Annotated in this window: 22 protein-coding genes and 1 tRNA gene; 8 read left to right on the top strand and 15 right to left on the bottom strand. The window is 67.1% G+C overall.

Annotated features, from left to right (window positions below; all coding sequences use genetic code 11):
- Window positions 1-57: 57 nt before the first annotated feature.
- Both OIU93_RS17155 and OIU93_RS17150 read right to left on the bottom strand, forming a co-directional pair.
- The gene (locus OIU93_RS17155) at window positions 58-1185 is read right to left on the bottom strand and encodes a site-2 protease family protein (RefSeq protein WP_264271271.1); all 1128 of its coding nucleotides are present in this window, start codon (window positions 1183-1185) and stop codon (window positions 58-60) included.
- Entirely contained in the window at window positions 1182-1901 is a 720-nt protein-coding gene (locus OIU93_RS17150) for an HAD family phosphatase (RefSeq protein ID WP_264271270.1), read from the bottom strand. The genes OIU93_RS17155 and OIU93_RS17150 overlap by 4 nt, the downstream gene beginning before the upstream one ends.
- A 73-nt stretch (window positions 1902-1974) precedes the next feature.
- Between OIU93_RS17150 and OIU93_RS17145 the strand changes: the two genes are divergently transcribed.
- Window positions 1975-2925, top strand: a complete 951-nt coding sequence (locus OIU93_RS17145) for a PAC2 family protein (RefSeq protein ID WP_264271298.1) — start codon at window positions 1975-1977, stop codon at window positions 2923-2925.
- Window positions 2926-3032: 107 nt separating this feature from the next.
- On the opposite strand, the gene mshC is transcribed toward OIU93_RS17145, so the two are convergent.
- The 3 genes from mshC to OIU93_RS17130 all read right to left on the bottom strand — a co-directional run bounded on the left by mshC (window position 3033) and on the right by OIU93_RS17130 (window position 5600).
- Window positions 3033-4310: a cysteine--1-D-myo-inosityl 2-amino-2-deoxy-alpha-D-glucopyranoside ligase gene (mshC, locus tag OIU93_RS17140; RefSeq protein ID WP_264271269.1), complete on the bottom strand. Its 1278-nt coding sequence runs from the start codon at window positions 4308-4310 to the stop codon at window positions 3033-3035.
- 110 nt (window positions 4311-4420) lie between these two features.
- Entirely contained in the window at window positions 4421-5245 is an 825-nt protein-coding gene (locus tag OIU93_RS17135; RefSeq protein WP_264271268.1) for an undecaprenyl-diphosphate phosphatase, read from the bottom strand.
- A gap of 97 nt (window positions 5246-5342) precedes the next feature.
- Window positions 5343-5600 carry a hypothetical protein gene (locus tag OIU93_RS17130; RefSeq protein WP_264271267.1) on the bottom strand — a complete coding sequence of 86 codons (258 nt, stop codon included), beginning with the start codon at window positions 5598-5600 and terminating at the stop codon, window positions 5343-5345.
- A gap of 42 nt (window positions 5601-5642) precedes the next feature.
- Here OIU93_RS17130 and OIU93_RS17125 point away from each other — a divergent pair, with 42 nt between their 5' ends.
- On the top strand, window positions 5643-5897 hold the full coding sequence (locus OIU93_RS17125) for a DUF5703 family protein (protein ID WP_372342955.1): 255 nt from the start codon (window positions 5643-5645) through the stop codon (window positions 5895-5897).
- Window positions 5898-5928: 31 nt separating this feature from the next.
- Here OIU93_RS17125 and OIU93_RS17120 read toward each other — a convergent pair whose 3' ends face one another.
- From OIU93_RS17120 to OIU93_RS17110, 3 genes are all read right to left on the bottom strand, one after another.
- Entirely contained in the window at window positions 5929-7053 is a 1125-nt protein-coding gene (locus OIU93_RS17120) for an acyl-CoA dehydrogenase family protein (RefSeq protein ID WP_264271296.1), read from the bottom strand.
- 95 nt (window positions 7054-7148) lie between these two features.
- Window positions 7149-8474, bottom strand: a complete 1326-nt coding sequence (locus OIU93_RS17115) for a M20/M25/M40 family metallo-hydrolase (protein ID WP_264271266.1) — start codon at window positions 8472-8474, stop codon at window positions 7149-7151.
- 165 nt (window positions 8475-8639) lie between these two features.
- A tRNA-Leu gene (locus OIU93_RS17110) sits at window positions 8640-8722 on the bottom strand.
- Window positions 8723-9078: 356 nt separating this feature from the next.
- Here OIU93_RS17110 and OIU93_RS17105 point away from each other — a divergent pair.
- Window positions 9079-10299 (top strand): glycosyltransferase, encoded by a 1221-nt coding sequence (locus OIU93_RS17105; protein WP_264271265.1) that lies wholly within the window; start codon window positions 9079-9081, stop codon window positions 10297-10299.
- A 33-nt stretch (window positions 10300-10332) separates the two neighbouring features.
- Here the strand turns inward: OIU93_RS17105 and OIU93_RS17100 are convergent, their stop codons facing one another.
- The 4 genes from OIU93_RS17100 to OIU93_RS17085 form a co-directional block, all read right to left on the bottom strand.
- Complete coding sequence (locus OIU93_RS17100) at window positions 10333-11277, bottom strand: alpha/beta hydrolase (protein ID WP_264271264.1); 945 nt, start codon at window positions 11275-11277, stop codon at window positions 10333-10335.
- A gap of 89 nt (window positions 11278-11366) precedes the next feature.
- A complete protein-coding gene (locus OIU93_RS17095) occupies window positions 11367-12275 on the bottom strand; it encodes a MaoC family dehydratase (protein WP_264271263.1) in 909 nt (302 codons plus the stop codon).
- Window positions 12272-13609 carry a 3-oxoacyl-ACP reductase gene (locus OIU93_RS17090; protein WP_264271262.1) on the bottom strand — a complete coding sequence of 446 codons (1338 nt, stop codon included), beginning with the start codon at window positions 13607-13609 and terminating at the stop codon, window positions 12272-12274. Before OIU93_RS17090 ends, OIU93_RS17095 begins: the two co-directional genes overlap by 4 nt.
- A 2-nt stretch (window positions 13610-13611) precedes the next feature.
- Window positions 13612-14910 carry an acetyl-CoA C-acetyltransferase gene (locus tag OIU93_RS17085; protein ID WP_264271261.1) on the bottom strand — a complete coding sequence of 433 codons (1299 nt, stop codon included), beginning with the start codon at window positions 14908-14910 and terminating at the stop codon, window positions 13612-13614.
- 69 nt (window positions 14911-14979) lie between these two features.
- Between OIU93_RS17085 and OIU93_RS17080 the strand changes: the two genes are divergently transcribed.
- Entirely contained in the window at window positions 14980-15693 is a 714-nt protein-coding gene (locus tag OIU93_RS17080; RefSeq protein ID WP_264271260.1) for a TetR/AcrR family transcriptional regulator, read from the top strand.
- 131 nt (window positions 15694-15824) lie between these two features.
- Complete coding sequence (locus OIU93_RS17075; RefSeq protein WP_264271295.1) at window positions 15825-17888, top strand: acyl-CoA dehydrogenase; 2064 nt, start codon at window positions 15825-15827, stop codon at window positions 17886-17888.
- 97 nt (window positions 17889-17985) lie between these two features.
- Here the strand turns inward: OIU93_RS17075 and OIU93_RS17070 are convergent, their stop codons facing one another.
- Together OIU93_RS17070 and OIU93_RS17065 are read right to left on the bottom strand one after the other, a co-directional pair.
- Entirely contained in the window at window positions 17986-18630 is a 645-nt protein-coding gene (locus tag OIU93_RS17070) for a maleylpyruvate isomerase family mycothiol-dependent enzyme (RefSeq protein ID WP_264271259.1), read from the bottom strand.
- Window positions 18631-18930: 300 nt separating this feature from the next.
- Complete coding sequence (locus tag OIU93_RS17065; protein WP_264271258.1) at window positions 18931-19809, bottom strand: VOC family protein; 879 nt, start codon at window positions 19807-19809, stop codon at window positions 18931-18933.
- Window positions 19810-19863: 54 nt separating this feature from the next.
- On the opposite strand from OIU93_RS17065, the gene soxR reads away from it, so the two are divergent.
- The 3 genes from soxR to OIU93_RS17050 all read left to right on the top strand — a co-directional run bounded on the left by soxR (window position 19864) and on the right by OIU93_RS17050 (window position 24082).
- Window positions 19864-20346 carry a redox-sensitive transcriptional activator SoxR gene (gene soxR / locus OIU93_RS17060; RefSeq protein ID WP_264271257.1) on the top strand — a complete coding sequence of 161 codons (483 nt, stop codon included), beginning with the start codon at window positions 19864-19866 and terminating at the stop codon, window positions 20344-20346.
- A 770-nt stretch (window positions 20347-21116) separates the two neighbouring features.
- The gene (locus OIU93_RS17055) at window positions 21117-21926 is read left to right on the top strand and encodes a PspA/IM30 family protein (protein WP_264271256.1); all 810 of its coding nucleotides are present in this window, start codon (window positions 21117-21119) and stop codon (window positions 21924-21926) included.
- A 641-nt stretch (window positions 21927-22567) separates the two neighbouring features.
- Window positions 22568-24082 (top strand): SDR family NAD(P)-dependent oxidoreductase, encoded by a 1515-nt coding sequence (locus tag OIU93_RS17050; protein ID WP_264271255.1) that lies wholly within the window; start codon window positions 22568-22570, stop codon window positions 24080-24082.
- Window positions 24083-24113: 31 nt separating this feature from the next.
- On the opposite strand, the gene OIU93_RS17045 is transcribed toward OIU93_RS17050, so the two are convergent.
- Window positions 24114-26636, bottom strand: a complete 2523-nt coding sequence (locus tag OIU93_RS17045; protein WP_264271254.1) for a PEP/pyruvate-binding domain-containing protein — start codon at window positions 26634-26636, stop codon at window positions 24114-24116.
- Window positions 26637-26648: the final 12 nt, after the last annotated feature.

The raw sequence follows: 26648 nt of genomic DNA, 5'->3' as shown, positions 1-26648 counted from the left end.
GTTCTGTGTCCTTAGGTCCTGGGATGGTGGTGAAGTGTGGTGACCGGTGAAGCGCGCCTAGCGCTGCTTGCCGGTGATGGCCGCGACGATGCGCGCCTGGCTCAGCAGCCCGACGACGCGGTTGGAGTCATCGATGACCGCGTATTCGCTGCCCTGCAGCGTGGCCAGGTACCCGATCAATGCCCTGCCGTCGGCGTTGGCGCTGACCACGGCGCCGGGGTCCAGGGCGCGGGCGGCGGAGAGCGCGGGGGTCTGGGCGAGCACCGCGGCATCGATGGAGTGAAGCGTTGCCTCGTCGATCACCGCAACGGGGTTGCCGGCCGCATTGACGAGGATGACCCGTCCGCCGCGGCTGGCCAGGCGTGTGGTGACCTCGGCGAGGGTGGAGTCCTGGCGGATCGCGGTGGCGGGCTCCATCAGTGCGCGCACCGAAACCAGCGGCAGGCGCAGGCGCAGCTTGGCGTGCGTGATGCCCTGCGAGGCCCCGACCCACATGAACCCGCCGACCAGGATCGCCACGATCAGGACCTGGAAGTCCAGCGGTTCGTTGCGGGTCAGCGGGACGATGACAAACCAGCCCACGACCAGCACCACCAGCACCCGCCCGGCCCAGCCGGCGGCGATGGTGCCGCGGTCCTGGGAACCGGTGTAGCGCCAGACGGCCGATTCGACCAGGCGCCCGCCGTCCAGCGGCAGGCCCGGAAGCACGTTGAAGATCGCCACCAACAGGTTTGCCCAGATCAGGATGTCCCAGAGCAGGAACACGACCCCGGTTGGCTGGACGAGCAGCAGCAACAGGTAGCCCGCCCCGGCGATCACGAAGTTGGCGGCAGGGCCGGCCATGGCCACCGCGAGCGAGCGGCCCGGAGTGGCGTTGAAGGAGGAGAACTGGGTGTGCCCGCCCCAGAGGTTCAGGGTGATCCGGGCCCCTGGCCAGCCGAAGGACTTGGCCGTCAGGGCGTGCGCGAGCTCGTGGATGAGCACGGAGAAGGCCAGCAGCACCGCGTAGGTGAAGGCGACCAGGTAGGCGCCGGCCCCCAGGTCGGGGCGGGAGCGGGCCACGGTGGGCCCGAAGACCATCACGATCAGGCCGGTGATGATGAACCAGGACCAGGCCAGGGACACCGGGACCCCGAAGACCGATCCGAGCGGGATCCCCTCGCGCTTGGTGGCAGGTTCGCTCATGCGCGCACCCCGATGGACGCCAGTGCGCCCAGGGATTCGACGTCGAGGCCGGCCAACGAGTCGACGCGCTGCCAGGACGGAGAGTCGGGCACCGGGGCGATGTGCTCAACGAGCACCGCTACGATCCCGCTGGCTGCGGCCGAGGCAATGCCGGGGGCGGAATCCTCGATCCCGACCACACGGGAAGGATCCAAGTCCGGCACCAAGTCCCCGAGCTTGTCCAGTCCCAGAAGGTACGGGTCGGGGTGCGGCTTGCCGCGGGAAACCATGTCACCGGTGACGCGGAAAGCGAAATATTTCTTTGGCAGCTGATCCAGCACGAGGGCGGCCAGCGGTTCCTCGGACATGGTGACAAGTCCGCAGGGGACGTTGGCGCTGTGCAGCGCCTCCAGCAGTTCGAGGGCGCCGGGGCGCCAGTCGACGCGGCGGGCCACCCCGGCCAGGACCTCGGCGGTGAGCCTGTCGATGATCTCGCGCTCGGGCAACTCGACGCCCGCGCGCTGCAGCGCGGCGGCGGCGTCGGGCAGGGCGTTTCCTACCAGTCCCAAGGCCTGGGCCTCGCTCCACCGGCCGCCGAATTCGGCCACCAGAGCCGCCTCGGCAGCCATCCAGTAGGGTTCGGTGTCAAGCAGGGTTCCGTCCATGTCCCACAAGACTCCCTGGATCCGGGAGTTCACGGGGCGCGCGGGCATGGGGTCGGGATTCTGGGTTGGCATGTCCCAATTCTAGTGGGTGCGCACTTGCCCCGGCGACCGGTGCGCGCGCTAGGGTGAGGATGTGAGCGAAGATATGAATGATCCAGTGACACTTTCCTCCCTGGTGGCCGCCTCCACGATTCCCGGGCCCGTGCGCCCGGCCATCATGGTGGTCGCCTTCGAGGGATGGAACGATGCCGGGGACGCCGCCAGTTCGGCGATCAAGGACATCAAGGCGGCCACCGGCGCCGTGAAGGTCGCTGGCATCGGCGACGACGACTACTACGATTACCAGTTCTCCCGCCCGCAGGTGCGCCGCAACGGCGCCGGCAAGCGCGTCGTCAAGTGGCCGACCACCCGCATCTACCGCGCATCGCTGCCCGAATCCCCGGTGGACCTGCTGCTGGTGCGCGGCGTGGAGCCCACGTACCGGTGGAAGGCCTTCATCACCGAGATCCTCACGCGCGCCGAGGAGGAAAACGTGCAGGGCGTGATGGCGCTGGGTTCGCTGTTGGCCGATGTGCCGCACACCCGGCCGATCCAGGCGGCGGTCTCTTCCGACGACCCGAAGGTCTGCGAGGCCCTGGGTGCCCTGCCCGGCAACTACGAGGGCCCCACCGGCATCCTGGGGGTGCTGGCGCAATTCTCCGAGGCCGCGGGGCTGCCCACGCTCTCGATCTGGGCGGCGGTTCCGCACTATGTTGCGCAGCCGCCCTCTCCCAAGGCGCAACTGGCCATCCTGCACCGGGTGGAGGAGCTTCTGCCGCTGGCCCTGGACCTGCATGAACTCGGCGAGGACGCACTGGCGTGGGAGCGCGGGGTCGACGCGCTGGCCACCGGGGACGCGGACATCGCCGCCTACGTGCAACAGCTGGAGCAGGCACAGGACGAGACCGAGCTGCCCGAGGCCACCGGCGAGGCGATCGCCCGCGAGTTCGAGCGTTACCTCAAACGCAGGCACCGCCCCGGTGCGCCGGGGGAAGAAGGTCCCGGCACACCGGGAACCGGCGGCCAGGCCCCCGACACGCCCGGGTCCAGCGACTGACAGCCAGGCGCTTCAACACCAACGCGTCCCCCGCCCGGCCCCCGCAGGGGGGACAGGGCGGGGGACGCGTTTTTTCATCATGCGGCCGTTGTCCGGCGGACGGGGACCTAGGAGATCTTGAGTCCCAGCAGTGCATCGAGCGCATCGGCGAGCAGCTGCCCGCCGGCCTCTTGCGAGCCGTCGTCCTCCAGAGGTTCCTGGGCGCCGAAGGCATCGAGCACGGACAGGGCCGCGGGGGCGTCCAGGTCGTTGGCCAGCTTGGAACGGATGCGGGTGACCACGGCCGTGGCCTCGGTGAGTGTGGTGGAGCCGATGCGCTTGCGCCAGCGGGCCACCCGGTCCTGGGCCTGGGTGAGCAGTTCATCGGTCCAGAACCAGTCGCTACGGTAGTGCTGGCCCAGCAGCACCGTGCGGATGGCCACCGGGTCCACGCCGGCGGCACGCAGCTGGGAAACCAACACCAGGTTGCCCAGGGACTTGCTCATCTTTTCGCCGTGCAGGCCCACCATGCCGGTGTGCACGTAGGACTGTGCCAGCGCCTTGCCGTCCAGCGCGGCCGCGTGACCGGCGGAGAACTCGTGGTGCGGGAAGATCAGGTCCGATCCCCCGCCCTGCACGGTGAAGGGGGCGGGCAGGAAGCGGCGGGCGATGACCGAACACTCGATGTGCCAGCCCGGGCGCCCGGCGCCCAGTGAGGCGCCGTCCCATTCCGGCTCCCCGGCGCGGGCCACGCGCCAGAGCAGCGGGTCAAGGGCGTCGCGCTTGCCCGGCCGTTCCGGGTCTCCGCCGCGCTCGGCGAAGAAGCCGAGCATGGTCTCGCGGCTGTAGCCGCTCACGGTGCCTAGTTCCCAGGCGTCGGAGGCCGCGGCGGCGGCGTCGAAGTAGATGTCCCCGTCCGGCTCGCCGTTTTCGCCCGGCACCGCGTAGGCCAGGTCCTTGGCGACGAGTTCCTCCACGAGCGGGACCAGCCAGGTGATGGATTCCACTGCGCCGATGTAGTGCTCGGGCGGGATCACGTTCAGTGCTTCCATATCGGCACGGAACAGGTCGGTCTGCTCCTTGGCCAGCACCTGCCAGTCCATGCCGGTCGCCGCGGCGCGCTCCAGCAGCGGATCGTCGATGTCGGTGACGTTCTGCACGTAGGTGACCTCGCGCCCGGCATCGCGCCAGGTGCGCTGCAGCAGATCGAAGGCGACGTAGGTGGCGGCGTGCCCCATGTGGGTGGCGTCGTAGGGGGTGATGCCGCAGACGTAGATGCTCGCCGGCGCGTTGGACATCTCGGCGTCGGCGGTACCCTTCAGCCGGCCGGTGGCGGTGTCGTGCACCTCAAGGATCGGTGCGTTTCCCGGGACATGCGGGACGGTGGGCGCGGACCATGCAAGCACGGGGCGTCCTTTCTCTTAGGTGTTTGCCCGAACGTGGCCGGGCGCAATGCAATTACTTGGAACAAGTCCACGGGCCCGGCGGTTATTCCGGGTTTCGGGGTCCGATTTTGCTAGGCGTTGATCACACCGAATCCCAGCAGCAGGTACAGGGCCAGGCCCAGGGCCACGCGGTACCAGACGAAAAGGCTGTAGCTGTGCGAGGAAACGTACTTGAGGAACCAACCCACGATGACGAACCCGACCACGAAGGCGATGAGCGTGGCCAGACCGGTCTGCGGCAGCGAGTACACGCCGGGTTCGTTGAAGGACTTGGCCAGCTTGTACAACCCGGAGGCGAAGACCGCGGGGATGGCCAGCAGGAACGAATAGCGGGCGGCGGCGCCGCGGGTGTAGCCCATGAACAGCCCGGCGGTGATGGTTCCGCCGGAGCGCGAAACCCCGGGGATCAGGGCCAGCGCCTGGGCGAAGCCGAAGAGGATGCCGTGCTTGGGGGTCAACGCGGTGAGCTCGCGGTTCTGCTTGCCGTAGTAGTCGGCAACCGCCAGGATCAGGCCGAAGACCACCAGGGTGGTCGCCACGATCCACAGCGAGCGGAAGGAGGTGTCGATCTGTTCCTCGAAGAGCAGGCCCAGCACCGCGATCGGGATGGAGCCGATGATGATCAGCCAGCCCATTTTTGCGTCGGGGTCGCTGTGCGGCACCCGGCCGCGCAGCGCATTGAACCAGGCGCCGACGATCCGCACGATGTCCTTCCAGAAGAACACCAGCACCGCGGTTTCGGTGCCCAGCTGCGTGATCGCGGTGAACGCCGCACCGGGGTCGGACGCATTGGGCAGCAACTCCCCCACGATGCGCAAGTGGGCGCTGGAGGAGATGGGGAGAAATTCTGTCAGACCCTGGATCAGCCCTAGGAAGGCCGCTTCAAACCAATTCACGTACCGACACTACTTCACCAAGGCACGCCAAGGCCCATTGGCGCTCCATGATGAGTCGAACTTAATACTGTGGTCGGAGTCGCTATGGCCGGCCTGGCTACGTGGTGACGGGTTCCCCCTGGCTGTCTTCGTCGTACGGACCGTCGTCGTCGCCTTCCTCCACCACGCTCAGCGGGAGGAACTCCTCGTAGGACTCGTAGAGTGCGTCCTCGTACTCCTCAAAGGCATCGGCCACGGCCAGGAATGCCGAGCTGATCGAGGCGTCCTGGGCGCCGCGTTTTGCAGCCACGGCCGAAAGGTGTTCTTCGAGGCAACCGATCAATACACTGAGGGCAACACGCGGGTCTGTACTCATGTGTTCGACGTTACAGGCACAAGCCACACTATGGACAGGGTCATGATCGAAAAGAAAATCCCCGTAGCCCGACCCCGGGACCAGATGCCCGGAGACCCCGAGCACCTCTTCGAATACCTGGTGATTGCGGCGCTGCCGGGCGAACATCGCTCGGTGGCACGCGCAGCCCTGCGCGAGCATTCGGAGTACGGCAAGTGGGAATTGGTGCGCACCTGCCTCTACGAGGGCGGAGGCCAAAAGTACTGGATGCGACGACGGGTCATGCGCGTCAAGCCCACGCTGAACATCCGCGGCTGATGCACGCGGCACCCAGGTTGCATCGGCTGCCTTACTCCTTGACCGGGCCCAGCAGCCAGGAAGCCACGGTGGAGTGTGCCGATTCGGCATCCGAGGGGTGATACAGGCTGGCCAGGGCGTCGCGATAGAGCCGTTCGAGCTCGGAGCCGCGGAAGTACTGCCCGCCCCCGGAGACCTTGGCGGCGATGTCGATGCAGGAGCGGGCGGCGTCCCCGGCCTGGGTGCGCAGCGTGACCAGCCGCGGGAACCAGGATCCCCCGGGGTCCACCCGGTCGTCGAGGTCGCGCGTGGTCATCCGCAGCATCGCGTCGAGCTTCAGGACTTGCATGCCCGCATCGGCGACCTGCCACCTGATGTCGGGGTCCTGGTCGTAGGTCCGTCCGCCGAATTTCAGCGAGCTGCGCTTGGCCGGGTTTGCCGCCGCCAGCTCCATGCCGCGCTCGGCCAGCCCCACATAGACCGAGGCGGTCAGTGAGAGGAACGAGGCGAAGATGCCGAACACCAGCAGGTCCGGCACCGGTCCGACGGGCAGCTTGGTGTGGATGTGTTCCGCCGAAACCCGGGCACCTGTCAGCACGGTGGAGTTCGACTGGGTGGCGCGCATGCCCAGGGTGTTCCAGTTCTGCGGGATCTCGATGCCGGTGGCGTCCCGGTGCAGGAAGCCGTGGACCAACTGTCCCTGTCCGGTTCCCTCGTGCTTGCCGAAGACCCCGAGCCGCGTCCACACCGGAGCCAGCGAGGTGAAGACCTTGGTCCCGGTGAAGGAGTACGATCCGTCGGCGTCGGGCACCGCCCGGGTCACGGAGTCGAAGAGGACCTCGTCGTTCCCGGCCTCGGACACGCCAAAGGCCATGACCTCCCCCGCCTGCACCCAGTCCAGGACCATGTCCAGGCGGTCATCCCCGCGGGCGGCGAGCAGCGTCGCAACGCCCGTCCAGACCAGGTGCATGTTCACCGCCAGAGCCGTGGCAGGTGCATAGGTGCCAAGCAGACGCTGGGCGGCCGTCATTCTTTCCATGCCCCAGCCGAAGCCGCCACGGGCTTCCGGGAGCATGGCCCGCAGGTAGCCGACGTCGGTGAGCTCGGCGAAGTCCTCGGCGCAGAAGGCGTTCTCGGCATCGTAGCCGGCAGCCCGTGCCCGAAACCGGTCGAGCATCTCGGTGCCGAGCACCTCGTTGATGGTTTTCACGCGTGTGTTCTTCGCTTTCCGCTCGGGTAATGGTGGTGCTTCGGGGGCATATTGCGCTGTTGTCAGTAGGTGGTCAGCAGGTCGCGCAACACCCGGGTGCCGAACTTCAGCGAATCGACCGGGACCCGCTCGTCGACGCCGTGGAACATGCCGGTGAAGTCCAGTTCCGCCGGCAGGCGCAGGGGGGCGAATCCGTAGCCGGTGATGCCCATGCGGGACAGTGCCTTGTTGTCGGTGCCGCCGGAGAGCATGTACGGAAGCACCACCGCTTCCGGGTCCTCGCGCCCCAGCGACGCCACCATGGAATCGACGAGGTTCCCGGCGAATGGCACTTCCAAGGCGCGGTCAAGGTGAAGCGCGCTGAGCTCGACGTCCGGCCCGGCCAGGGTGCGCAGCGTCTCCATGACCAGTTCGTGCTGGCCCGGCAAGGTGCGGACATCCAGCAGCGCCTCGGCGGCCCCGGGGATCACGTTGTGCTTGTAGCCCGCGGAGAGCACCGTGGGGTTGGCCGTGTTCTGCAGGGTGGCGCCGACAAAGCGCGCCACGTTTCCCAGCTCAGCCAGCAGCACCTGCGGGTTGTCGTCGGTGAATTCGATCCCCGTCATCTCCGAGACGCCCTGAAGGAAGGCGCGCGTGGTGTCAGTGTAGGAGATCGGCCAGTCGTGTTCGCCGATGCGGGTGATGGCGGCGGCCAGCCGGGTCACCGCGTTCTCATCGTTGATTTGGGATCCGTGCCCGGCGCGTCCCGCGGCGGTGAGCTTGAGCCAGGCGATGCCCTTTTCGGCTGTCTGCAGCAGGTAGGCACGCTTGCCGTCGATGGTGGCGGAGAAGCCGCCGACCTCGCTGATGGCCTCGGTGGCGCCCTCGAAGAGCTCGGGGTGGTTATCGACCATCCAGCGCGCTCCGTAGTCACCGCCCGCTTCCTCGTCGGCGAAGAACGCGAAGATGAGATCGCGGCGCGGACGGGTGCCGGTGCGCTGCATCTCGCGCATCACCGCGAGGATCATCGCGTCCATGTCCTTCATGTCCACGGCCCCGCGGCCCCAGATCATTCCGTCCTTGATCTCGGCGCCGAAGGGGTCCACCGACCATTCGTCCTTGAACGCCGGCACCACGTCCAGGTGGCCGTGGACGATCAGGGCGGGCAGCGACCTGTCGGTGCCTTCGATGCGGGTGACGACGTTGGCGCGGCCCTGGGCGGATTCCAGCACCGTGGCCTCGAGTCCAACCTCGGCGATGAGTTCGGCCACGTATTCGGCGGCCTTGCGCTCCCCCGCGCCCTCGTTGTTGCCGTAGTTGGTGGTGTCGATCCGGATCAGTGCCTGGCAGATGCCGGCAACCTCATCCTCGGCGACGACGGTGACCGGGGCATTCTGCGCAGCTGACATGGGGGAATCCTTCTGCCTCTCGTGGTGGTGGGTCGATCTGCCTCCACCCTATCGAGGTATGTGTTCAACGCGCGAGGGGCTGCGATAGGCCCGTGTCGACGAGCGTGTTCCTTCGGGTACGAGAAAACCCCCGACCTGACTTTCGTCTGGTCGGGGGTTGATCCGTGCGAAGGAGGGGACTTGAACCCCCACCCACTTACGTGGACTAGCACCTCAAGCTAGCGCGTCTACCATTCCGCCACCCTCGCTGGTGGCCGCTGCACCGGAAGAAGTTCGTGAAGAACTTTGTTTCCGTTGTCCGCGGCGAGATAAGACTCTAGCACGGGTTTGGGGCGCACTTCAATTCGGGGGTTCCATTGGCTAAAAACCCCGGGTTTACAAGGCTATTTGCGCCCGTTGGGGCGAAAAACCCCGCACCACCGCGTAGTTTGTGAGCAGGGTCATATCGATCGGAACAAATGCGTGATTCTCTCCCGTTCGGACAATAGGCTCTGCGGTGAGTGGCGTTGCGTAGGATGATGGTGTTTGCCAGCCCGATCACCACACGTGGCGGCACGCCAGCACCCTTGAACCAACCAGCGCGTTAGTAGGCGACCGAGCACCGATGTCCACAACCACGACCCCTCCCAAGCGCATCGCGATGATTTCGTTGCACACCTCCCCGCTGGAACAGCCGGGGTCCGGGGACGCCGGCGGAATGAACGTGTACATCCGCCATCTGTCACTCGCGCTGGCCGAGCAAGGGGTTTGTGTCGATGTCTTTGTCCGCGGCGCCGGTGAAACCCGCGCCGTCGAGGTGGCGCCCGGATTCACCTGCCACGAGGTGCAGGCAGGACCCGCCGGCAAGCTCAGCAAGGAGGAACTCGCCGAGCACCTGGACGACGTGGCACTGGCGATCCGGCACTATGCCGCCACGCTTGCCCCCTACGACGCGATCCACTCGCACTACTGGCTCTCCGGAATCGTCGGGCTGCACCTGCGCGATGCGTGGCAGGTTCCGCTGGTGCACACCATGCACACCATGGGGAAGGTCAAGAAGATCTCGGCGCAGACCGAGGAATCCGGTGCCCGCATTCGCGGCGAAATGCTCTTGTGCGAACAGGCAGACCGGCTCACTGCCAACACGCCGGCCGAGGTCGAGGAATTGATCCACCTCTATGGCGCCGACGCGAAAACGCTGGACGTGGTGGAGCCGGGCGTGGACCTCGGCGTCTTCAACCCCGGGGTGTGCGAGCACCCCGGGAGCGCGCCGAATTCGCTGCGCGTTCTCTTCGCCGGCCGCATCCAGAAGCTCAAGGGCCCACAGATCCTGGTGCGGGCCCTCGGCATCCTCGCCCGCGAACGGCCCGACCTGGACGTGAGGCTCTCGGTCATCGGGGCGCGCTCGGGGTCCAAGGAGCTGAACCTGCAAAAGCTCGTCGAGGCCGAAGCGGTGGAGCACCTGGTGAGTTTCTCGCTGCCGATGCCCGCCGCGCATCTGGCCGAGGCCTTCCGCAGCACGGACGTGGTGGCCGTGCCTTCCTACAGCGAATCCTTCGGCCTGGTGGCCCTCGAGGCGCAGGCCTGCGGAACCCCGGTGCTGGCCCATCGCGTTGGCGGGCTGCCCTATGCCGTGCAGGACGGGCGCACCGGCATCCTGGTCGATGGTTCCGAGCCTGCCGCGTGGGCCGTGGCACTGGCCAAGCTGGCGACCGACGAGCCGCTGCGCCGACGGCTGGGTCGGCAGGCTGCCGAATTCGCCGCGGCGCACGGCTGGGAACAAACGGCCGCCGCCGCGCTGTCTTCCTATTCCGGTGCGATGCTGCGCCCGGCCGGCGGTCGCTGAATCCCGAAGCGGTCCCGAGGGACCGCGTGTCCCTCAGCCCGGCGTCGCGTCTTGGCCGGATGCCGCGTCGGTAAGCACTTCCTCGAGGCCGTCCAGAAGGTCCTGCAGCCCGGGTTCCTCGAGGGGGAAATGGCCGCAACCGCGCAACGCCCGGCTGCCGGTGGGGCCGGGCAGGGTACGCAGGGTGCGCTCGCTCAGTGCCTTCGGTGTCCACTGATCGAGTTCCGGGTGCATGAGGTGCACCTCGAGCGGCACGGTTCGGGCCTGGGTGTGCGGGTGCCGCAGATAGGAAGCGAAGAACCCCAGCGGCAGCCATGCGCCGCCTCCCCGTGGATCCCTGGCGCAGAGGCGCCCCAACGCGGGGTCCCGGCCCATGCGCGCCAGGTCGGCAATCCAGGAAATCTTCACCGGGATCCGGGCCACGGGTCCCCTCACCAACGAGAGCAACGGCATGAAGGGCGTCGCGAAGGACCCGAAGCGCGTTAGGGCCGCCTGGGTCCCCCGATCCCGCGGATCCAGCAGGCAGGTGGCGATGACCGCGGCGACGCCGTGAGAGGCGGCAGCCGCCTGAACAGCAAGGAACCCGCCAATGCTTGCACCGAAGAGCACCACGGGCCGTCCGTCGTCCTCGGCCGTCAGCAGGTCAACCAGCAGTGCGATCCAATCCTCGTACACCACCGTGTGGCGCGATCCCTTGACGGTTCTCCCGTACAGCGGCAGGTCGACGGCGGTGATGTCGACCCGGCCGCCGGCCAGAAGGGCGGCGACGGGCCAAAGCGCTGCGCCATGGGCTCCCGCGCCGTGGACGACAAGCAAGCGCACCGCGGCGTCCGGATTTCTGAACCTGGAGAGGTGGACCCGATGGTTCTTCCAGAACCACCACGTCGAGTCCGGGGAAACAAGCGGCAGTCGCCTGCCAGGCGGGAGGAAGTCCGCGTAGTCTTCGATGCCGATCTCGACTGGTCGACGCTTCTGCATGGCGGGCTGCACCTTTCGACGGGCCGGGAACAACTCGAGTCTTCCACAAAGCCCCCCACCAGTTCCCGGCCCGCGGTGTGTTGCCTGACCTAGTCCCCGGCGGGCGGCACCTTCCCGTGCGCGGCGACCGATCCGCTGAAGTGCGGCTTGCCGCTGCGCGCACCCCACCCGCTGAATGTCGTTTCACGCTCGCCGACCCGGATGGCCACATCGACGCTCGAGGGCAGGAACACCGGGGTGGCGAACTCGATCCCCCAGTCATAGCCGACACCGTGCGGTGCCGCTGAAGCCAGCGCGCGCCCGGCCAGGTACATGCCGTGGGCGATCGTGCGATTCATGCCCAGCGCCCGGGCCGAGGCCGCCGAGAGGTGGATCGGGTTGTAGTCCCCCAGCACCGCCGCATAGGCGCGTCCCGTGTCGGCGGCAAGCCTCCACGACGCCGTGCGTTCCGGATTGTCCCGCGGCGGCCTCGGTGCCGCAGGGGCGCTCGGCCTGGCCCCGGGCCACACCCCGCGTGCCAGATAGGTGGAGACCCCGCGCCACACCACATCGGCACCCTCGCCGGCCTCGACCACCAGGTCAAGCTGGGTGCCGGCGCGGTGCTCGCGCAGGTTCACGGCACGGGCGGTGGCCCAGAGCGTGGCGCCCGGCGATATGGGCCGGAGGTGGGTGACCTGGTTGGCCAGGTGGACCATGCCCAGCAGCGGCAGCGGGAAGTCCTCGCGCACCATCACCGACATTGCCAGCGGGAACACCATCCCGTGCACGAACACGCTGGGCAGCTCATCGCGCACCGTGTCCCCCATCAGCCGCTGGTAGGCAATCAGCTTGGCCGCATCGACCTGCAAGCCCTCCAGGTGGTGCTCGACCTCCGGCAGCGCGCCTCCCGCCGTCTTGGAACCCGGAAACAGGGCCGTAAGCCGCGCGCCGGCGGCCTTGGCATAGAGCGATCCGAGCGACGGGGAAGCATCGAGCACCACCCGCGTGCGCGCGCTCATGCCCCCACCAGCGACTGCCCGCACACCCGAAGGGTGCGTCCGTTGATGCCCGCCGCCGCGTCGGAAGCGAGGAAGCCGATGGCCTCTGCGACATCGACAGGCAGCCCGCCCTGCATCAGCGAGGGCATGAGCATCCTGGCCACGGCACGCGTGGCCACCGGGATCCTGGCGGTCATGTCGGTCTCGATGAAGCCGGGCGCCACGGCGTTGATGCCGCCGCCCTTGGCCGCAAAGGCGGGTGCGGAGGCCCGCACCATGCCGATGACCCCGGCCTTGGACGCCGCGTAGTTGGTCTGCCCGCGGTTCCCGGCAATGCCGGAGGTCGAGGCCAGGGAGACGATGCGCAGCCCCGGCAGGTCGGCGGCGAGGAATGCCGCGTTCATGGCCAGTTGCGAGGAGATGTTCACCGCGATGACCGAATCCCAGCGCGCGGCGTCCATGTTGGCCAGCAGCTTGTCGCGGGTGATCCCGGCGTTGTGGATGACGATGTCCAGGTGCCCGTGCCGCGCCAGGGCGTGCTCGATGATCTTCTCCCCGGCGTCCGCGCGGGTCACGTCCAACTGCAAGGCGGTGCCGGAGACCTGGTTGGCGACCTTTGCCAGCGCGTCACCCGCGGCCGGGACATCGACCACCACCACGGTGGCGCCGTCGCGGTGCAGCGTGGCGGCAATGGCCGCACCGATGCCGCGTGCGGCACCGGTGACCACGGCGACCTTCCCGGCCAGTGGCCTGCCGAAGTCCTCCGGCAGCTTCCCCTCGGCAGAGTCGATGGCCAGGAACTGCCCGTTGACGTAGGCGCTGCGGCCCGAGAGCAGGAAGCGCAGGGCCGCCAGCGCCGAGGGTGCGGTGGGGGCAACGCCCTCGCCGAGCACGACCCCGTTGGCGGTGGCCCCGCCGCGCAACTCGCGGCCCACCGAGCGCAATGCACCGTCGATGCCCTGGCGCACGGCGGCGACCGCGGGTGCGTCGGTGGAAAGCGCGGCGCGGCTGATGCCCACCACGCGTCCGCCGGGGGCGAGCTGGCGCAGCGCCTGCCCGGCCGCGAGCATGGGCGCCGAGAGCCCCTCCGGGGCAATGAGATCGTCGAGCAGCAGGAGGATTCCGCCGAGCGTGGACACCCCGACGGCGTGCCGGCGCACGTCAAGGCCCCAGCCCAGCAGCGTGTCGGCGAGTTCCTGCGTGGAGGGCGAATTGCCCAGCAACAACAGTGGGCCGGGCAGCAACGGGGCGCCGGGCACGTGGCGGCGCAGGATCGAGGGGCGAGGCAGGCCCAGGGACTTGGCGAGCTTCTTGGTGAAGCCGGAGTTCACGAGCTCCAGGTACTTGTCGGCCATGATCAGCGTGCCTCCAGGATCGCCACGACGCCCTGCCCGCCTGCGGCGCACACGGAGATCAGGCCGCGGCCCGAACCCTTTTCGTGAAGCATCTTCGCCAGGGTGGCCACGATGCGACCGCCGGTGGCGGCAAAGGGGTGGCCGGCGGCCAGCGAGGAGCCGTTGACGTTGAGCTTGCTGCGGTCGATGGACCCCAGCGGTGCGTCAAGGCCCAGCTTGTTCTTGCAGAAATCTTCGTTTTCCCAGGCGGCCAGCGTGGAGAGCACGGTGCCGGCGAAGGCCTCGTGGATCTCGTAGAAGTCGAAGTCCTGCAGCGTGAGGTTGTTGCGCTTCAGGATCCGGGCCACCGCGTAGGCCGGGGCCATCAGCAGCCCTTCGGCACCGTGCACGAAGTCCACGGCGGCGGCCTCGAAGTCCACGAAGTTCGCCAGCATCGGCAGGTCGTTTTCGCGGGCGTACTCCTCAGAGCCCAGCAGCACCGCGGAGGCGCCGTCGGTGAGCGGCGTCGAGTTGCCGGCCGTCATGGTTGCCGCGGCTCCCAGGTTCCTGCCGAAGGCGGGTTTCAGGGTCGCAAGCTTTTCAAGGGTGGAGTCTGCGCGCAGGTTGTTGTCCCGGGAGACCCCGGCGAAGGGGGTGATGAGGTCGTCGAAGAAGTTCCTGTCGTAGGCGGCGGCCAGATTCTTGTGGCTGGCCAGGGCGAGTTCGTCCTGCGCCTCGCGGCTGATGTCCCAGGCCTTGGTGGTGATCGCCTGGTGGTCGCCCATCGACAGGCCGGTGCGTGGCTCGCCGGTGCCCGGTGCGTTCGGGGCCAGGTCGCGGGGGCGGAATTTCGACAGTGCCTTGAGCTTGGCGCTGGTGGAGCGGGCGCGGGAGATATCCATGAGCACCGCGCGCAGTCCGTCGGAGACGGCGATCGGTGCATCGGAAGTGGTGTCCACGCCGCCGCCGATGGCCGAGTCGATCTGTCCGAGCTTGATCTTGTTGGCCAGCGAGCCGATGGCCTCCATGCCGGTGGCGCAGGCCATCTGCACGTCGTAGGCGGGGGTCTGCGCGGAAAGGGAGGTGCCCAGCACGGATTCGCGCACCAGGTTGAAGTCCTTGGAATGCTTGAGCACCGCACCGGCGGCGACGGCGCCCAGGCGCTGTCCCTGCAGTCCGAAGCGTGCGATGAGTCCGTCAAGTGCGGCGGTGAGCATGTCCTGGTTGCTGGCCCTGGAATAGGCGCCGTTGGATCGTGCGAAGGGGATGCGGTTCCCGCCGATGACGACGGCCGGACGAATGGCTTGCAATGGTTCGGACATGCTGTGGGGCTCCTGGCGCAGATGTGAGATGGGTTACTGATACCCAGCGTACCTGATACGCTGGGTAACGTGAAGAACCCAACCACCGAAGTCCCCATGGCACAGCAGGGCGATACCGGCACCGACCGCCGCTCGGCACGCTGGGACGCACACCGCACGGCCCGTCGCATCGAACTGATCAAGCTCGCCCGGCGTGCAATTCACGAGTTGGGGCCCAACGCCTCCATGGAGGACATCGCCGCGCACGCCAACACCAGCAAGCCGGTGTTCTACCGCTACTTCGGCGACAAGGACGGCTTGCGCCACGCAGTGGGCGAATTCGTCATCCAGCGCTTCCGTGCCGGGGTCATCGCTGCGGGACGCAAGTCCAACGGCAACGGCGAGGCCCTGCATGCCATGATGCTCGCCTACCTGCAGATGGCCTCGAACTCGCCCAACATCTACTTCTTCGTCACCGCCAGCCCCTCGGTCGACGTGCTCACCGACCCGGCCGGTGCCGGTGGCCGGATGCGCGAGGGCGCGCTGAACGACTTCTTCGACGAACTGACCTCGATGATGCGCGAACGCATGCACGCCTACATGGGAATCGCCCCCGGTCAGCTTGCCAGCCCCGCCCTTGAGCTCTGGCCGCGCGCCTCCATCGGCATGGTGCGGGCCGCCGGCGAGTTGTGGCTGCGCGCACCGGAGACCAAGGAACGGCCAGGCATCGAGGAACTCGCCCAAAGCATTGCCGACTGGCTCACGCACGGCGTGGCCCACCAGGCGCAAGCAGAACGACCCTGAACGCAACCAAATGGCCGCCGGCAACGGCACACACAGACGCCGGCACCAACCACAACGAACCCCAAGACAGTTACCCCGCACCGCGAGGGCAGCGCAACCGAAAGGCAGATACGCCAGTGACCCAGGAACAAATGACCCTTGACACCGCAGACGCCACCGTCGATGTGGCGGCCCTCGGCGAACAGCTGCTGGGCCGCTGGGCAGCCATCCGCAAGGAAGCCCGCGCCCTGGCCGGCACCGAGGCCGTGCGCGGCATCCCGGGCCTGGGCATGGACGAGCACCGCGAACGCGTCTTCTCCCAGCTGCACGAGCTGGTCAACGCCAAGGCCGTGCACCGCGCCTTCCCCAAGCGCCTGGGCGGGGAGGACAACCACGGCGGATCCGTCGCCAGCTTCGAGGAACTGGTCACCGCCGACCCGTCCCTGCAGATCAAAGCCGGGGTCCAGTGGGGGCTGTTCGGCTGCGCGGTGCTGCACCTGGGCACCAAGGAGCACCACGACAAGTGGCTGCCGGGCATCATGTCCCTGGAAATCCCCGGCGCCTTCGCCATGACGGAGATCGGGCACGGCTCGGATGTCGCTTCCATCGGCACCACCGCCACCTACGACCCGGACACGCAGGAATTCGTGATCAACACGCCCTTCAAGGCGGCCTGGAAGGAATACCTCGGCAACGCCGGCGTCCATGGCAAGGCGGCAACCGTGTTCGCCCAGCTCATCACCGGCGGGGTAAACCACGGCGTGCATGCCTTCTACGTTGACATCCGCGACGAGAACGGTTTCCTGCCCGGAGTCGGCGGCGAGGACGACGGGCTCAAGGGCGGGCTCAACGGCATCGACAACGGCCGGCTGCACTTTACCGACGTGCGCATCCCCCGCACCAACCTGCTCAACCGCTACGGCGACGTCACCGCGGACGGCACCTATTCCTCGCCGATCCACTCCCCCGGCCGCCGCTTCTTCACCATGCTCGGCACCCTGGTCCAGGGCCGCGTTTCCCTGGACGGGGCCGCCACCGCGGCCTCGAAGATCGCCCTGCAGATCGCGGTGACCTACGCCAACCAGCGCCGCCAGTTCAACGCCTCCTCGGATACCCGGGAGGAAACGATCATGGACTACCAGCGCCACCAACGCCGGCTGATCCCCCGACTGGCCCGCACCTATGCAGCTTCCTTCGCCCACGAGGACCTGCTGGAAAAATTCGACGGGGTGTTCTCCGGGATTACCGACACCGACGAAGACCGCCAGGACCTGGAAACCCTTGCCGCGGCATTGAAGCCGCTGAGCACCTGGGACGCCCTGGACACCCTGCAGGAGGCCCGCGAGGCCTGCGGCGGCGCCGGGTTCATTGGCGAAAACCGATTCACCTCCCTGCGCGCGGACCTGGACATCTACGTCACCTTCGAGGGCGACAACAACGTACTGCTGCAGCTGGTCGGCAAGCGACTGCTCACCGACTACGGGCAGGAATTCCGCAAGCTCGACGCCGGGGTCCTGGCCCGCTACGTCGTCAAGCAGGCCGAGAACGTGGCACTGCACCGCACCGGGCTGCGCTCGGTTGGCCAGGCCTTCGCCGACACCGGGGATGAGCGCAAGAGCGCGAACTTCTTCAAGGACGAGGCCAACCAGCGGGCGCTGCTCACAGACCGGATCAATACCATGGTCGCGGAGATCGCGGACGCGTTGCGCGGGGTCTCCACCAAGGACCGCGCTACCGCGGCTGCCGCCTTCAACGAGAGGCAGGACGCGCTCATCGCCGCTGCCCGCGCGCATGGCGAACTCCTGCGTTGGGAAGCCTTCACCCGGGCCCTGGCCCAGACCACGGATGCAGGCACCCGCACGGTGCTGACCTGGCTGCGAGATGTTTACGCGCTGTCCCTGATCGAGGGGAACCTCGGCTGGTACCTGATGAACGGACGCCTGTCGATGCAGCGTGCCCGCACTCTTTCCGGATACATCAACATCCTGCTGGACCGATTGCGCCCACACGCCCAGGGTTTGGTCGATGCCTTCGGCTATGGCCCAGAGCACCTTCGGGCGAAGATCGCCGACGGGTCCGAGCAGGAGCGCCAGGACGAGGCGGCCGAATATTATCGTCGGTTGCGCGCCAGCGCGGATGCCCCCGTGGATGAGAAGGTGCTGATCGCCAGGGAAAAGGCAGCCAAAAAGGCAGCACACGAGGCGGCCAAGAAGTAGTCGCCGGCACGCGCTCCCGACGGGAGGGCGGCGCGGACCAACGGGCAAGCAACTGCCCCGGCCCGCGCCGCCCTTTCGGGTTTGTTGCAGGTTGCGTCTAGCCGCGCGTTCTTTCCACGAACGCTTCGGCTCCCGGACCGGTGAGTTCGTCGGGGGCAACGGGCCTCCCCGAAACCGCCAGGAGCAGGGAGATCGCCTTCCCGTGAACTTCCTGGCCGGCACCGTGCCCGAAGGTCGTGTCGGTGGCGACCAAGGTGTATCCCGCGGCACGTTCCTTCCCGCCGCCCATCTTGACGCTCGTCCGCAGTTGGTAGGCCAGGGCCTTGGCGACAGGGGAAGCCGGATAGTCGCCGCGCATGCCCAGCGGACGACGAATGTCTTCCCCATGCACGAACGCCTCGACCAGTCGCGTGGCCGGTGCCGCAGGCGGGGTGCTCGTGCGCCCGAGCACATCGCCGAACCCAGCCAGGGTTTGGGCAGGGTCTACGCACCGCTGCGTGGCGATGCCGACGGCGTTGTCCTTGTCAAAATCGAAGCCCGCAAGGACCATGCGCCGGATAAATCCCCACCTCGTGGTCTTTGCGGAGTCGGTCAAATGGGCCAGTACGTCGTGAACATCCCAACCTGGGCACAATGACTGTGTCTCCCACTGTTTTGCCGACAGGTTCTCCAGATCGCGGAGCAACGCCAGCCTCTCGTCGTGCACCACGGGCCAGACTTCGGGGTTGTGTCGCGGGGTCATGGAACCACCAAAGCAGCAGTGCGCCGGATTGGCAAGAAAGCGGAGAGCAGGTCGGCACCGTGCACCAGCGGCGACGTGCGGAACTCCCTTGCCGGGAGGCCGCACGATACCGTCAAGCCATGGTTTTCGGAACGCCCAACAGGTAGCCCACACGGTAAACCAACGTTCCATTTCACGCCGCCTCACCCGACAGGGGCTGCGCGGCTGTCGACCTTCCCGTGATTCTCAATTGGGCACCGTGTCATGGGTGAATCGACTCCGCATGGCCCAAACTAGAGAGCATCTAGTGGAGACGGAAAGCTACCCGCTGATTATCGAAATTCCTGGGGCGGGATCCACTCGGGATTTCCTCGCTCGTGACTCGATCTGAACGGTGAGGAACCCCCGGGCTGGTCGAGATGATTCCGTGGGGAACCACACCCGCTCCCGGTGCACAACGATCAGGAGACCATCATGGCCACCCATGGATGCGAAGGTGCTGGAGCAATCGTAAAAGTTGGGGATGGCCAACTCCTCGGACAGCGTTGCCACGGCGTCCAGCACGTCTTCAACGCCGAGGCCGACTTCACTGATCGACAAGATTCTCGGGTTGTCACCCTTGCTGGAATCAGTGCATGTGTCCGCGGCGCGGGCAATGAATTCCAGGATGATGCCTTCGGGACCGAGAAAATACAAGGAGCGGGAATTCCAATCATCCGGGCCAGGGATGATCTCGGAGCCGTCCGCCTGGAATAACGACACGCGACGGGCTAGCCATTCGTGCGCCCGTTCAAACTCTGAGGGCAGGATTCCGAATGCGAGGTGATGGACGCCGTCAAAACCATCCCCCGCGGCCATCGATAGTCGGGACGAGCCAATGACGACATCTGCGCCAGCGGGCGTCCATTCGACCGGCAGCAGCAGGGTTTCGCGGTAGAACTGCACTGCCATCGCGAGGCCACTGACCGTGATGGATACGTTTCGGATTTTCATTTGTGAATTGCCTTCCGTTGGGAACCGGTACTGCGGCATGCCATTGAAGTCAGATGATTCTTGGGCCGTAACTTCCAGCCAAAAGAATCCGGTTTGATTCGTGCGGCAGAAGGATGCGTTGATCGGCTGGCGACACTTCCCGCGCCGAGCTGTTTCCTGGGCAGCCTCAATCTCAGTGGTTGTTTGCGGGCGGCGCGTACGCACCATGGAACTAGCTAAAGCTAACTTGAGGTCAAGCTGGGGGCCTGACAACATGAGCACATGAGCACCGCCAAACCCAAGAGCATGCTGCCTATCGGTGAAGTTGCGAGCAGGGCAGGAGTCTCGGTGCCTACCGTGAGGTACTACGAATCTCGAAACCTCATCACCTCTGAACGAACGGCCGGCAACAAGCGCGTCTTTCGCCGCTACACCCTGCGGCGATTGGCCATCATTGCCGCAGGACAACGAGTAGGTCTCACCCTGGCGGAGATTGCAGAGGCACTGGCCGAACTCCCCTCGGACAAGGCGCCGACCCAGGGCGATTGGCATCAACTCAGCACGCACTGGGCGCTCTTGGTGGCACAAAGAATCCGCCAGCTGGAAAAACTCCAAGGATCACTTGACGATTGCATCGGCTGCGGTTGCCTCTCCCTCGCGAAGTGCCACCTCTTCAATCCTCAAGACGAGGCGGCATCTGAAGGCCCGGGTTCGCGCTGGGTTCGAAGGAGCGTGGACGACGACGGAAAAGGTGCCAACGGTTGAACGCCGTCTCCTGCCCTCAGGAAGTCCCTGTCGCTGTTGCCAGACTTGCAGTTCCTGACGAGCGGCGCCTCAGTGCGTCAGTCAACAACCGATGCGCTTTTGGTCGTTTTGCGTCCGCCGGGGTTGTTTGCCTTGGGAGCGCCGCGCCCCTCAAATAGGGGGGGCGACACCTGTTTTCCCACGTGACCGAGGGCTTGAGTGACCCCCTCAAGAAGGGGATGTGGCACCATTACTAGCTTTTCACAAGGTTCATTGGTCATGCTGATTTCACGGTCTGATTAGGGACAACAATCCCAGTCACGGTTTGCGAACTGCTGGTTGGGTCACCGATTAAACCGTTCGGCTCGGTGCGCGGACTCCCCCCACCCCGCGCAATTGGGTCGGGCGCAATCCCGCGTGGGGATGCTGCGCAGGCGAGGGTCCCGTTTCCGAAAGGCGGGACCCTCGTTGCTGGGCACGGCCGAGCCGGCCTCAATTTGTGGAGGCGAAACTGCGGACGGGGAACAAAGATGCTCGTGCGGAAGACTTTCGCAAGTTGTTTTCGGGTTGACGGCCTACGGGATAGTTGGGCGTGATGGCGCTTCCCGGGATCCTTCCACTCGTGGAACCAGAATCGCGGGGTCGGCTGTGGGAAACCATGATCGCGTTCGGAAAAGGACTGACATTCTGTGGTCTGGGGGTCGGACGAACAACAATGGTCTTCGGTTGGGCCGGTTCAAGCCGTCGCATAGAATTGATGCAACGCGGCTTATGAAAGGGCGATACACCCCATGAAGAACTCAATTTTTTCACGACTGTTTCGAATCGGTAAGTCCAACGCCAACGCTGCGCTGGACGCTCTCGAAGATCCGCAGAAGATGCTGGACCAGCAGGTTCGCGACTACACCAACAACATCGCCCAGGCCGAAACCGCCGTCGCACAGACAATCGGGAACCTGCGCATGCTGGAGGACGACTACAAGATCGCCCTGAACGATGCACGCGAGTGGGGCCAGAAGGCATTGGCTGCCTCCAACAAGGCCGAGGAATTCACCGCAGCCGGCGACAGCACCAATGCCGAGAAGTTCAACAAGCTAGCGACCCTGGCCATCCAGCGCCAAATGGCCAGCGAGAAGCAGGCAAGCAACGCCGAACCGAACATCGCCTCGCAGCGCGAGATCGTGGAGAAGCTCAAGACCGGGCTGAACACCATGGGCACCAAGCGCCAGGAGCTGGTTGCCAAGCGCGACGAGCTGGTGGCACGCGCCCGCAACGCCAAGACCCAGGGCCAGATGATGGATGCGGTCAAGGCCCTGGACATGAACGACCCGACCTCGGAGATCAACCGGTTCGAATCCAAGATCCGCGCCGACGAGTCGCGCGTGCGCGGCGCGGCGGAACTCGCCGCATCCTCCCTCGATGCACAGTTCGCTTCCCTCGAGGACCTGGGTGAGGCCACCGAGGTCGAGGCCCGCCTGGCGGCGATGAAGGGCGAAAGCAACATCCTGGAGCAGGGAACCGCCGCTCCGGCGATCGAGGAAACCGTGGCCCCCTCGGAAATCGAGGCCCGCCTGGCGGCCTTGAAGGCCAAGAACCAGTAACCCTTCGCGAAGACCATGGCCCAATGTCGGGACCCATTTGTGGCGGATGCGACCTATTCGTATCCGCCACGTTTCCTGTAGCCGAAAGGCGTCGTCGGCGGACACGCAAATGGCGTTGGCCTAAACGGCATCAGCATAACGAGCAGGCGAAGTCCGGCCGTCTCCACCAAACGGCAACGCGGCCACCTTCGGCGTCGAACGTTGGAAACCAATTGATGCGTTTCGGTATGGTTCGACCAGAACCGCTGGAAAGACAAACCGTCCCGTCGGCTTCGATATACACGCGATGCACGAACCGCCGGCCCAAGGGTGGCGGTCCTGAATCTTATACCGCCCCAGCATGCCCGCGCACCACCTCGGTGGATAGTCTTCAGGGTGTTTCTGACTTCAACCAAGGTCGCCTCTGCGAAGGCGTTGGCGCGATCGTTGCCGTCCTTGAGGATGGTGTGGACGGAGCCCCGGTCCTGCGCAGAGGCGTTCCGCAATGACCGGATCGCAGCCAGGCGCCCGTTGATTGCCTCGCTCACCTTCCACTTTAATAGTTGTTTCATAGGCCCGCACCGCCTGCACCGGTTTGCCCCGTGCCCGCCAAATCAGGCGTTCCGGCCGCGGGGAGAGCTGCCGGTAGACTAGATGTCGACATGACTGAGAATTATCCTGCGGCCGATGCGGCCGGCAACGACGAGATTTTTACCGACGCCGAACTCCAGGCCGCCCTCAAGGTGCTGGGCCAGGTGCACCGCCTGGACGCCGAAGACGAGCGCCACGTTGCCGTGCGCCGGGCCACGGGAAAGATGTTCAAGGCCGCCAAGCGGCACCGCAAGAACGAGAAGCGCTCTGCCATCAACGCCGCCGACCGCGCCGTCGTTGAACGCACCGCCACGGGCTCCCCGCAGCGCCTGGATGACGAAACACTGGGTCTGGATCTGAGCACGCCGACCGAGGACCACACCGCCGGGGAGTACATCAAGCCGCGCGGCTGCTATATCTGCAAGCAGCGCTACACCACGGTCGATGCCTTCCACCACTACCTGTGCCCGGAGTGCGCCGCCGCCGGACGCGAACGCCGCGACGCCCGCGCCGACTTGACCGGCAAGCGCGCGCTGCTCACCGGCGGGCGTGCCAAGATCGGCATGCACATCGCCCTGCGTCTGCTGCGTGACGGCGCCCACACCACCATCACCACGCGCTTCCCGCGCGATGCCGCCCGCCGCTTCGCCGCGCTGGAGGACTCCGCGGACTGGATCCACCGCCTGCGCATCGTCGGCATCGACCTGCGCGACCCCTCCCAGGTGATCTCGCTGGCCGACCGCGTCGCCGCCGAGGGCCCGTTGGACATCCTGATCAACAATGCCGCGCAGACCGTGCGCCGCACTTCGAACTCCTACCTGCACCTGGTCGAGTCCGAGAACCAGCCACTGCCGGCCGAACTCGAGTTCGCCGCCGGCGGCCCCGAGGTATGGGGCGAGGCCAATCCCCCGTCCGAGCACCCGCGCGCGCTGGCCAGCGCCTTTAGGCTGGAGGACTCGGCGCTGTTGGTCCCCGCCACCCCCACCACCTACGACGCGCAGGCGGTTGCCGAGCTCGCGATGACCGCCGGATCCGCCTCGCTGGAACGCATTGCCGCGGGCACCGCGATCGACGCCGGCGGGCTGGTGCCCGATGTGGTCACCGAGAACTCCTGGACGCAGATCCTGGGCGATGTCGACGCGCTGGAAATGCTCGAGGTGCAGCTGTGCAACGTCACCGCACCCTTCCTGCTGGCCTCGCGCCTGCGCCCGGCCCTGGCGGCGAGCGACGCGCACCGGAAGTACATCGTGAACGTCTCGGCCATGGAGGGGCAGTTCTCCCGCCGCTACAAGGGCGCCGGGCATCCGCACACCAACATGGCCAAGGCCTCGCTGAACATGCTCACGCGCACCAGCGCCGAGGAAATGCTGCAGACCGACGGGATCCTGATGACCGCCGTGGACACCGGCTGGATCACCGACGAGCGCCCGCACGATTCCAAGGTCCGCATGGTCGCCGAGGGCTGGCACGCGCCGCTGGATTTGATCGACGGCGCGGCCCGGGTGTACCAGCCGATCGTCGACGGGGAACGCGGCATCGACCTCTACGGCTGCTTCCTGAAGGACTACGAACCCTCCCCCTGGTAGGAAGACGAATGGTCCGGGCTCCGGGGAGGGGTCAGGGGCCCTCGCCGGCAGCGGTGATCCGTCCGGTGCCCCCGTCGACGGTGACGCAGTCCCCGTCGGCCAGCACCTTGGTGCCGGTGCGGGTTCCCATCACGGCGGGGATGCCGTATTCGCGGGCCACGATGGCCGTGTGGGAACCCAGGCCACCGGTATCGACAACCACGGCCGCCGCCCGCTGGAAAAGCGGCGTCCATGAGGGGTTCGTGTACGGGCAAACCAGAATCTCCCCGGCCCGCAGTTCACCGAAGCCTTCCGGCCCCCGGATGACGCGCACGGTTCCGGTGGCGGTGCCCCGGCTCGCCGGGGTGCCCCTGAGCAATGCGTTGCCCTCCGGGGCGCGCGGGGCGAACGCCGCATCCAGATCCAACAGCGGGACACCGGCAAGTTCTTCCCGTTTGGCCGATCGCGCACGCACGATGCCGTGCCAACGTGCCGCCTCCCCGGGTGCCAAGGAGCCGCCGTCGTCAATGGACGCGAGCTCCTCGAAGCGCAGGTGGAACACCGCGTGGGCCTCGTCCAGGACGCCGACGGAGCGCAGCCGCGCTCCCAGCTCCAGCAGCGCCCGGCGCAGTGGCGGCAGTGCCATGGTCAGGTAAAAGTGGCTGTCTTCCCGGAACCCCATCCCCCGCCGGGCGGCTTCCACGGATCCCAGCGCCCACGTGCGCAACCGGCGGCCGCGCAGGGCCCGGTGGCGCAGCAGGGACTCGAGTGCCTCGCCGGTTTGGTTGGTTGTCGCGGGAGGCTCGACCAGAAGCATCTTCACCAGCCCGAGCACGACGGCGGGGGCATCAATCCAGGTCGGGGAGCTGCTGAGCACCAGGCTGACGGTTTCCCGGTGGCCGTACTCGGCGAGGAAGTCGTCGAACTCCTTGCCGAAGGCGGCAAACTCCGGCTCGACCGCCAACTGCTCCAGCAGCTCCCGGGGCGAAAGCCCGGCAAAGGCCCGGGCCAGGTCCACGTCGTTCCGGACCAGGCCGGCCAGGTGCTCCAGCACCTCGTTGCCCCGGGAGGTCTGGGTAGGGGCACCGGCGATCAAGGCCGAGGCCAGCCGGTGCTTGCCCAGGATCAACAACATCGCCCGGAGCCCGAGCTGGGGCAGGAACGCGCCCGGCAGGTAGGACACCCGCAGCTGGGTGACCAGCTCGGTGGCGCGCAGGGCGCGGCGGGCAAAGGCCAGCACGGCCGCCCAGTCCAGCTGCCCCAGGTCCCGGGAATTGAGCTCGTCGATGTCCGCCAGGAAGGAAGCGAACCGCGCGTCCGCCCGCCAATTTGCCGGATCGAAGCGGCGCGCCCGCCGGATCACCGAGAATGGGGCCGCCAGCGTCCGCAGCGTCGGCCGCGGGGAGGGCACCACCAGCCGGCTGACCACCCCGTCCTCCTCGGGGAGCATTTGGCTCACGGAGGGGAAGCGGACCCCGAGGCTTCCGGCCATGGATTGCAGCATCCCCACGATCCCGAAGCGCAGCCATCCGGAGACATCCAGCGGATAGGGACGTTCCTGGAACATCTCGATGAAGAACGGTCCCACCCGCCGCTGCAGGGGGTTCAGCACCACCGGTTCGGGAGGCAGTGCGGTCATCGGCCGCGACTGCAGCACCAGCACCTTGTCCCCGGACACCGCCCATTCCATGTCCTGCGGTGTCCCGAAGTGCTCGGTCGCCCGGCGGGAGATGCCCGCCAGCTCGGCCAGCCGCGCCTTGCCCAGGATCCGGCCGACGGACACCGTGCCCGGTTGCTGCCTGGTTCCGCCGCCGGATGCGGCCTCAACGACGGTTTCCGCCCCTCCCGGGCTCCAGTCCCGCAACCGTCCGGAGGCATCGAGGACGTAGTGCTCGGGCGTGACAAGGCCCGAGACGACCGACTCCCCCAGGCCCGCCGCCGCGTCCAGGACCGTCCTGTCCCGCCCGCCGGTTACCGGGTCGGCGCTGAACATGACACCGGCGACCTCGGCTGGCACCATCTCCTGGACGACGACGGCCATCCCCAGACCCCGCTCGTCGATGCCCCGGCGCGCCCGGTACGCAATGGCCCGATCCGTCCAGAGCGAGGCCCAGCACGCCACCACCGCCTTGAGGAGCGCAGCCTCCCCCGTCACGTTCAGAAAGGTGTCCTGCTGGCCGGCGAAGGCGGCACCGGGCAGGTCTTCGGCCGTGGCGCTGGAGCGCACGGCCACGGGACCGGAGCCCAACCGGCGGTAGGCGGCAATGATCTTCCCGGCAAGCGGGGCCGGAACCGCGACGGCGCCAACCGCCGTCCGGATGTCGTGTCCCGCGGCCCCGCCATCGAGCAGTGCCGAGATCCCGGACCGCAGCCCGGTGTCGTCGAGCATCGACGCAAACCCTGCGGTGCTGATGATGAAACCCGCCGGGACCGGCAGCCCGATCCGCAGCAGTTCCCCCAGGTTCGCGCCCTTCCCCCCGGCCGCGGCAAGATCCCCGGCCCCGAAATCCTTCAGGTCGCCCACCTCCGGCGTTTCCCGGCGGTGGCGCGCCGCTTCACTGTGTCCTTCGAGCATGCCGATACCCTC

The sequence above is a fragment of the Paeniglutamicibacter sp. ZC-3 genome, assembly GCF_025847175.2.
GTDB classification, from domain to species: Bacteria; Actinomycetota; Actinomycetes; order Actinomycetales; family Micrococcaceae; genus Paeniglutamicibacter; species Paeniglutamicibacter sulfureus.
This window is presented reverse-complemented; position numbering and strand designations above follow the sequence as displayed.

Excerpts from the sequence above, each read along its gene's own strand:
- OIU93_RS17125 (WP_372342955.1), top strand. The coding sequence starts at position 5,643 with ATGATCGAAAAGAAAATCCCCGTAGCCCGACCCCGGGACCAGATGCCC.
- OIU93_RS17090 (WP_264271262.1), bottom strand. The coding sequence starts at position 13,609 with ATGGCCGACAAGTACCTGGAGCTCGTGAACTCCGGCTTCACCAAGAAG.
- OIU93_RS17055 (WP_264271256.1), top strand. The coding sequence starts at position 21,117 with ATGAAGAACTCAATTTTTTCACGACTGTTTCGAATCGGTAAGTCCAAC.
- OIU93_RS17045 (WP_264271254.1), bottom strand. The coding sequence starts at position 26,636 with ATGCTCGAAGGACACAGTGAAGCGGCGCGCCACCGCCGGGAAACGCCG.
- OIU93_RS17065 (WP_264271258.1), bottom strand. The coding sequence starts at position 19,809 with ATGGTGCGTACGCGCCGCCCGCAAACAACCACTGAGATTGAGGCTGCC.
- OIU93_RS17150 (WP_264271270.1), bottom strand. The coding sequence starts at position 1,901 with ATGCCAACCCAGAATCCCGACCCCATGCCCGCGCGCCCCGTGAACTCC.
- OIU93_RS17050 (WP_264271255.1), top strand. The coding sequence starts at position 22,568 with ATGACTGAGAATTATCCTGCGGCCGATGCGGCCGGCAACGACGAGATT.
- OIU93_RS17070 (WP_264271259.1), bottom strand. The coding sequence starts at position 18,630 with ATGACCCCGCGACACAACCCCGAAGTCTGGCCCGTGGTGCACGACGAG.
- OIU93_RS17075 (WP_264271295.1), top strand. The coding sequence starts at position 15,825 with ATGACCCTTGACACCGCAGACGCCACCGTCGATGTGGCGGCCCTCGGC.
- OIU93_RS17145 (WP_264271298.1), top strand. The coding sequence starts at position 1,975 with ATGAATGATCCAGTGACACTTTCCTCCCTGGTGGCCGCCTCCACGATT.
- OIU93_RS17130 (WP_264271267.1), bottom strand. The coding sequence starts at position 5,600 with ATGAGTACAGACCCGCGTGTTGCCCTCAGTGTATTGATCGGTTGCCTC.
- OIU93_RS17120 (WP_264271296.1), bottom strand. The coding sequence starts at position 7,053 with ATGCTCGACCGGTTTCGGGCACGGGCTGCCGGCTACGATGCCGAGAAC.
- OIU93_RS17155 (WP_264271271.1), bottom strand. The coding sequence starts at position 1,185 with ATGAGCGAACCTGCCACCAAGCGCGAGGGGATCCCGCTCGGATCGGTC.
- OIU93_RS17115 (WP_264271266.1), bottom strand. The coding sequence starts at position 8,474 with ATGTCAGCTGCGCAGAATGCCCCGGTCACCGTCGTCGCCGAGGATGAG.
- OIU93_RS17105 (WP_264271265.1), top strand. The coding sequence starts at position 9,079 with ATGTCCACAACCACGACCCCTCCCAAGCGCATCGCGATGATTTCGTTG.
- soxR (WP_264271257.1), top strand. The coding sequence starts at position 19,864 with ATGAGCACCGCCAAACCCAAGAGCATGCTGCCTATCGGTGAAGTTGCG.
- OIU93_RS17100 (WP_264271264.1), bottom strand. The coding sequence starts at position 11,277 with ATGCAGAAGCGTCGACCAGTCGAGATCGGCATCGAAGACTACGCGGAC.
- OIU93_RS17095 (WP_264271263.1), bottom strand. The coding sequence starts at position 12,275 with ATGAGCGCGCGCACGCGGGTGGTGCTCGATGCTTCCCCGTCGCTCGGA.
- OIU93_RS17085 (WP_264271261.1), bottom strand. The coding sequence starts at position 14,910 with ATGTCCGAACCATTGCAAGCCATTCGTCCGGCCGTCGTCATCGGCGGG.